This window comes from Pseudomonas sp. NPDC086112 (genome assembly GCF_044746425.1).
Classification (GTDB): domain Bacteria; phylum Pseudomonadota; class Gammaproteobacteria; order Pseudomonadales; family Pseudomonadaceae; genus Aquipseudomonas.
The window spans coordinates 1-1,311 of the sequence record NZ_JBIVCD010000106.1; the positions used below are offsets into that span (position 1 = coordinate 1).

Sequence of the window (1,311 nt, forward strand, 5' to 3'; positions counted from 1 at the left end):
CCATCGGCAAGCTCGATCTGGTCACCACGCTGGACTTCCGCATGTCCTCGACCTGCGTCTATTCCGACATCGTCTTGCCGACCGCGACCTGGTACGAAAAAGACGACATGAACACCTCGGACATGCACCCGTTCATTCACCCGTTGTCGGCCGCCATCGACCCGGCGTGGGAATCGCGTTCCGACTGGGAAATCTACAAAGGCATCGCCAAGGCGTTTTCCAGCATGGCGGTCGGGCATCTGGGCGTGGAGAAAGACCTGGTGACCATCCCGTTGATGCACGACAGCGTCGGCGAACTGGCCCAACCGTTTGGCGGCACCGACTGGAAAAGCGCTGGCGTGGCACCGGAGCCGGGCAAGAACGCGCCGAACCTGCATGTGGTGGAGCGTGACTACCCGAACATCTACAAACAGTTCTCGTCGCTTGGGCCATTGCTGGAAAAACACGGCAACGGTGGCAAGGGCATCAACTGGAACACCGACGCCGAAGTGAAATTTCTCGGTGAACTCAATCACAAAGAAGGCGATGCCGGTATCAGTCACGGCCGTCCGAAAATCGACACGGCGATCGATGCCGCCGAAGTGATTCTGTCCCTGGCGCCGGAAACCAATGGCCATGTCGCCGTCAAGGCCTGGGCGGCGTTGTCGGAATTTACCGGCATCGATCACAGCCACCTGGCGCTGTCCAAGGAACACGAGGCGATTCGTTTCCGCGACATTCAGGCGCAGCCGCGCAAGATCATTTCCAGCCCGACCTGGTCGGGACTCGAAGACGATCACGTCAGCTACAACGCCGGCTACACCAACGTTCACGAAGGGATCCCATGGCGCACCATCACCGGTCGCCAGCAGTTCTACCAGGATCACCCGTGGATGCAGGCGTTCGGCGAGCAACTGATGAGTTATCGCCCGCCCGTCAACACCCGCACCATCGAAGGGGTGAAAGGCAAGCGCAGTAACGGCCACAAGGAAATCGTCCTGAACTGGATCACCCCGCACCAGAAGTGGGGCATCCACAGCACCTACAGCGACAACCTGCTGATGCTCACCCTCAGCCGAGGCGGGCCTATTGTCTGGCTCTCGGAGAACGACGCGAAAAGCGCCGGCATCGAGGACAACGACTGGATCGAATGCTTCAACGTCAACGGTGCACTGACCGCCCGGGCGGTGGTCAGCCAGCGCGTCAAGGACGGCATGGTGATGATGTATCACGCACAGGAACGGATCGTGAACGTGCATACACGCGCTTGACCTTCAGGCCGAGGGTCAGCGTGGTCAAACCGGCGGAGTACACCGACAGGTTGTTCGACAG

Annotated in this window: 1 pseudogene; it reads left to right on the forward strand. The window is 60.0% G+C overall.

The window, feature by feature from the left end:
• Positions 1-1,235 (forward strand): annotated as a pseudogene (locus ACIPLA_RS28265) (molybdopterin dinucleotide binding domain-containing protein); the annotation flags it as partial.
• Between the last annotated feature and the right edge of the window lie 76 nt (positions 1,236-1,311).